The organism is Streptomyces sp. N35 (assembly GCF_016464295.1).
Lineage (GTDB): Bacteria > Actinomycetota > Actinomycetes > Streptomycetales > Streptomycetaceae > Streptomyces.
In genome coordinates this window covers 113702-117896 of record NZ_JAEIMH010000002.1, presented here as the reverse complement: position 1 = coordinate 117896, position 4195 = coordinate 113702, and the positions used below count along the sequence as shown (strand labels likewise).

Annotated in this window: 5 protein-coding genes; 2 read left to right on the top strand and 3 right to left on the bottom strand. The window is 71.4% G+C overall.

All coding sequences use genetic code 11. The features are described 5' to 3' along the window. Positions 1–84: 84 nt before the first annotated feature. Positions 85–573, bottom strand: coding sequence for a MarR family winged helix-turn-helix transcriptional regulator (locus tag JAO81_RS01415; protein WP_199545850.1), 489 nt, complete (start codon positions 571–573; stop codon positions 85–87). A gap of 108 nt (positions 574–681) precedes the next feature. Between JAO81_RS01415 and JAO81_RS01410 the strand changes: the two genes are divergently transcribed. Next, complete coding sequence (locus JAO81_RS01410) at positions 682–1029, top strand: DoxX family protein (RefSeq protein WP_199545849.1); 348 nt, start codon at positions 682–684, stop codon at positions 1027–1029. A gap of 238 nt (positions 1030–1267) precedes the next feature. On the opposite strand, the gene JAO81_RS01405 is transcribed toward JAO81_RS01410, so the two are convergent. Beyond that, positions 1268–1876 carry a TetR/AcrR family transcriptional regulator gene (locus tag JAO81_RS01405; RefSeq protein ID WP_199545848.1) on the bottom strand — a complete coding sequence of 203 codons (609 nt, stop codon included), beginning with the start codon at positions 1874–1876 and terminating at the stop codon, positions 1268–1270. Between the two features lie 101 nt (positions 1877–1977). Between JAO81_RS01405 and JAO81_RS01400 the strand changes: the two genes are divergently transcribed. Further along, positions 1978–3645 (top strand): MFS transporter, encoded by a 1668-nt coding sequence (locus JAO81_RS01400; protein ID WP_199545847.1) that lies wholly within the window; start codon positions 1978–1980, stop codon positions 3643–3645. A gap of 12 nt (positions 3646–3657) precedes the next feature. Here the strand turns inward: JAO81_RS01400 and JAO81_RS01395 are convergent, their stop codons facing one another. Further along, positions 3658–4092 (bottom strand): cytidine deaminase, encoded by a 435-nt coding sequence (locus JAO81_RS01395; RefSeq protein ID WP_199545846.1) that lies wholly within the window; start codon positions 4090–4092, stop codon positions 3658–3660. Positions 4093–4195 lie beyond the last annotated feature (103 nt).

Below are 4195 nucleotides of genomic sequence, written 5' to 3'. Positions count from 1 at the left end.
CACCCGCCCGCCCACACAGGAACGCCGGGCCCCAGCCCCGCCCCCGTCCTTCCGTGCGTTCGGCATGGAGTGGTGGGGTGCGTGCTACTCGCCGCAGGTGAAGTGCTCCGGTGACGTGCGGAGTTTGTCGAGGATCCGGCGCAGCGAGGCGAGTTCGCGCTCGGACAGGTCGCCGAACAGCTCGCGCTCCACCATGTCGAGGGCGGCGTCCGCTTTGCGTAGCCGCTCGGCGCCTTCCGGGGTGATCTCCACGATATGCCGGCGCCGGTCGGCTGGGTCGCGCCTGCGCTCGATGAGGTTGTCGTTCTCCAGACCGTTGAGCAGCGCGACGAGGACGCTCGGGTCGACGCCGAGCCCGTCGACGAGGGCCTTCTGGGAGACCGGCCCGTCCGTCAGCAGCTGCAGCACGGCCACCTGCCGGGGGATCAGGCCCGCCGTGGCGACGGCTTTGCGGATCAGCCCGTCGGTGATGTTGCCGTGGTACGCGAGCAGGAAGGCGGGGCGGTACTCCGGCTCGGCGGACGTGCGCGAGGACGGGCCGGCCGACTCCTGTGTGACCTCTCGGGCTGCCATACCCACACCGTAGCAGGGCCTCTATTGTGGAGTGCGCTAAATCGTTGATAGCCTTCAACGATATCGGGCCCTCTACGGTTGAGGGCGCTCGAATACCTTGGAGTGCTCATGTTTCTCGCCTACGTGATCGTCGGTGTCCTGCTCGCCCTCGTCCTGGCCGCGTCCGCGACCTTCACCTTCGCCCGCAACCCCGCCATCACGGACTCGATGGGCAAGGTGGGCGTCCCCGATTCCTGGCTGCCACGGCTCGCGTCGCTGAAGGCGGCGGGCGCGCTGGGGCTGCTCGCCGGGCTCGCGGTCCCGTTCATCGGGGCGGCGGCCGCGGTGGGCGTGGTGCTCTACTTCATCGGGGCGGTCATCGCCCATCTGCGCGTCAAGGACTACACGTTCGCGCCCGCGGCGGTGCTCGCGGTCCTCGCCGTGGCGGCCCTGGTGCTGCGTGTGACCTCGTCCTGAGCGGTGTCGTTCAGGAGGGTCCGGCGACCTCGTCCTGAGCGGTGTCGTTCAGGAGGGTCCGGCGACCTCGTCCTGAGCGGTGTCGTTCAGGAGGGTCCGGCGACCTCGTCCTGAGCGGTGTCGTTCAGGAGGGTCCGGCGACCTCGTCCTGAGCGGTGTCGTTCAGGAGGGTCCGGCGACCTCGTCCTGAGCGGTGTCGTTCAGGAGGGTCCGGCGACCTCGTCCTGAGCGGTGTCGCTCAGGAGAGTCCGGCGACCAGTGCGGTCGCCCCGGAGGCGGGTACTCCCGCCGCGGTCAGACTGGTGACCGCGGCGGCGGGACCCGCCTTCCGTGCGTCGAGGTGCCCGTCGTTGACCGCTTGCATCAGGCCGAAGAGCACCTGCTCCTGTACGAGGGCGAGTGCGGCGGCAGGCAGCGGTGAGCTGAACACCCCTTGTGCCAGGCCCAGTCGGAGCAGCTCCGTCAGCTGATCCCGGTGCGGTGCCAGCCGGTCCCTGATGTCCTCCATCGCGCCACTGCGCTGGGCCAGCGAGACAAGCAGGCGGTAGCGGTCGGCGACCTGCCAGACCGCGAGGGTGCGCCGGGCCAGCGTGCCGGCCGGGTCGTCGCCGCCGTCCGCGGGCTCGGCGGCCAGGGCTTCGCCGATGGCCTCGATCGCCCCGTCCGCGATGGCGATGATCAGCGCCTCACGGCTCGGGAAGTGCCCGTACACCGTGCGCCGTACGACGCCCGCGGCGCGCGCGATCTGGTCCATGGAGGCATCCGGATCGCGCAGCAGCTCGGTGCGCGCGACATCGAGGATGCGGCGGCGGTTGCTGTCGGCGCGACTGACGCGGTCCTGGGTCATCCCTCCATTTTGCACAGTCCTGTGCAGTGGCGTAAATTGCACAAGGCTGTGTAGTTGCACAGCAGTGTGCAAATCGGTGGAGCGGAAAGGCGGCCCGAGTCATGCGGCTGGTCATGAAGGAGCCCGTGGAGAAGATGGACGGGCCGTACGCCCGTCGCTGGTGGGCCCTGGGCGTGCTCTGCCTGAGCCTGCTGATCATCGTCATGGCGAACACGGCCCTGACCGTCGCGGCCCCGGACATGACCACGTCCCTGCGCCTGAGCAGCGCCGATCTGCAGTGGGTCATCGACGGCTACACCGTTCCGTACGCCGCCCTGATGCTGCTGCTCGGCGCGATCGGCGACAAGTACAGCCGCCGCGGCGCCCTGATCCTCGGCCTCGTCGTGTTCGGCGGCGGCGCGGTCGCGGGCTCGCTCGTGGACAGCTCGACCGGAGTGATCGCGGCCCGTGCCGTGATGGGCGTCGGTGCGGCCATGATCATGCCCGCGACCCTCTCGCTGCTCGCCGCGACCTTCCCCAAGAAGGAACGCGCCAAGGCCATCGTGATGTGGACGGCCACCGCGGGCATCGCGATCGCGGCCGGACCGCTGGTCGCCGGGCTGCTCCTCGAGCACCACGGCTGGGCCTCGACCTTCCTGATCAACGTGCCGATCGCCGCGCTCGCGATCATCGGCGCGCTCGTCCTCGTACCGCCGTCGAAGGCCGACCACCACGACCGCATCGACTACGTGGGCGGCGTCCTGTCCGTGATCTGGATCGGCGCCCTCGTCTACATGATCATCGAGGGCCCGCACTTCGGCTGGGGCGTCAACGCCGTCACGGCGGCGGTCGTCGCCGCCGTCGGCCTCGTCCTCTTCATCGTCTGGGAACTGCGCCACCCCAAGCCCGTGTTGGACGTCCGCCGCTTCGCGCACCGCGGCTTCGCCGGCTCCAACCTCGCCGTCGCCCTCTTCTTCCTCGCGGTCTTCGGCGCCTTCTACTTCCTCACGCAGCATCTGCAGTTCGTCCTCGGATACGGGGCGCTCGACACCGGCATCCGCATGCTGCCCCTGGCCGGCGCGGTCTTCGTCGGCTCGGTGCTTACCGGCTACCTGACCCCGCGCCTGGGCATGCGGGTCACCGTGACCGCGGGCATGGTCGGCGGCACGGCGGCGCTCGCGCTGCTCACGCAGGTGGACGCGGCGTCCTCGTACGGCACGTTCGTACTGCCGCTGATCCTGCTCGGCACCTCCATCGGGCTCGCGCTCTCGCCCTGTACGGACGCGATCATGGGCTCGTTCCCCGAGGCGGAGCTGGGAGTGGGCGGAGCCGTCAACGACACCTCGCTCGAACTCGGCGGCTCGCTCGGCATCGCGATCCTCGGCTCGGTGCTCGCGGGCACCTACTCCTCGCGGCTCGCCGACGCGACGGCCGGCACGAAGCTCCCCGGTGACGCGCTGACCACCGCCCAGGACTCGGTCGGCGCGGGCTACGGCGTCGCGCAGGGCATCGGCGAGCAGGCGCGGGCCCTCGCCGGCAAGGCGGCGCGGGCCGCGACGCCCGAGCAGGCCGCTCAGCTCAAGGCCCAGGCCGACCAACTCGCCCACGGGGCCGGTCGGATGGCGGACGCGGTCGGCTCGGCGTTCTCGGACGCGGTGGCGCACACCAGCCTGGTCGGCGCGGTGATCCTCGGGGTCGGCACGCTGCTCGTGGCGGTGCTGCTGCCGCGCCGCGGGAAGGCGGAGCGGGTGCAGGCGGCGGAGGCGGTACGGGAACGCGCGGGCGTCTGACCCCGCGCCCTGTCACTCCTGGTGGTCGTGCCACACGTACGCATGGGCCAGCAACTCCCGTACGGGAACGGCTTCCACGGCCCCGGGCCCGGTCGGCACGATCACCCGGATCCGCGGGAAGTAGTCGAGCAGCACCTGACGGCAGCGGCCGCACGGGGCGATGACCCCGCGGCCGCCGTCGCCGACCGCCACGATCGTGGTCAGCTCGTACGCACCGGCCGTCGCGGCCGCCCCGATCGTGACCAGTTCGGCGCAGGGGCCGCCGGTGAAGTGGTACACGTTCACACCCGAGACGATCCGGCCGTCGGCAGCGCGTGCGGCCGACGCGACCGTGTGGTTGTCCCCCCTGCACGCCCGCTCCGCCAGCTCGACGGCGGTGTCGACGAGTTCCTGGTCCTGAGCGTTCAGGGCTTCGGGAGCTGCGGGAGCGTCGTGCGCTGAGTCCATCGGGTCACGGTACGCCGTCGACCCACCGGCGGCAGTCGACCCACCGGCGGCAGCCGCCCCCCCCCCGCAGCCTCTCCGGGGGGCGGGCGGCGGGGCGGGGGCG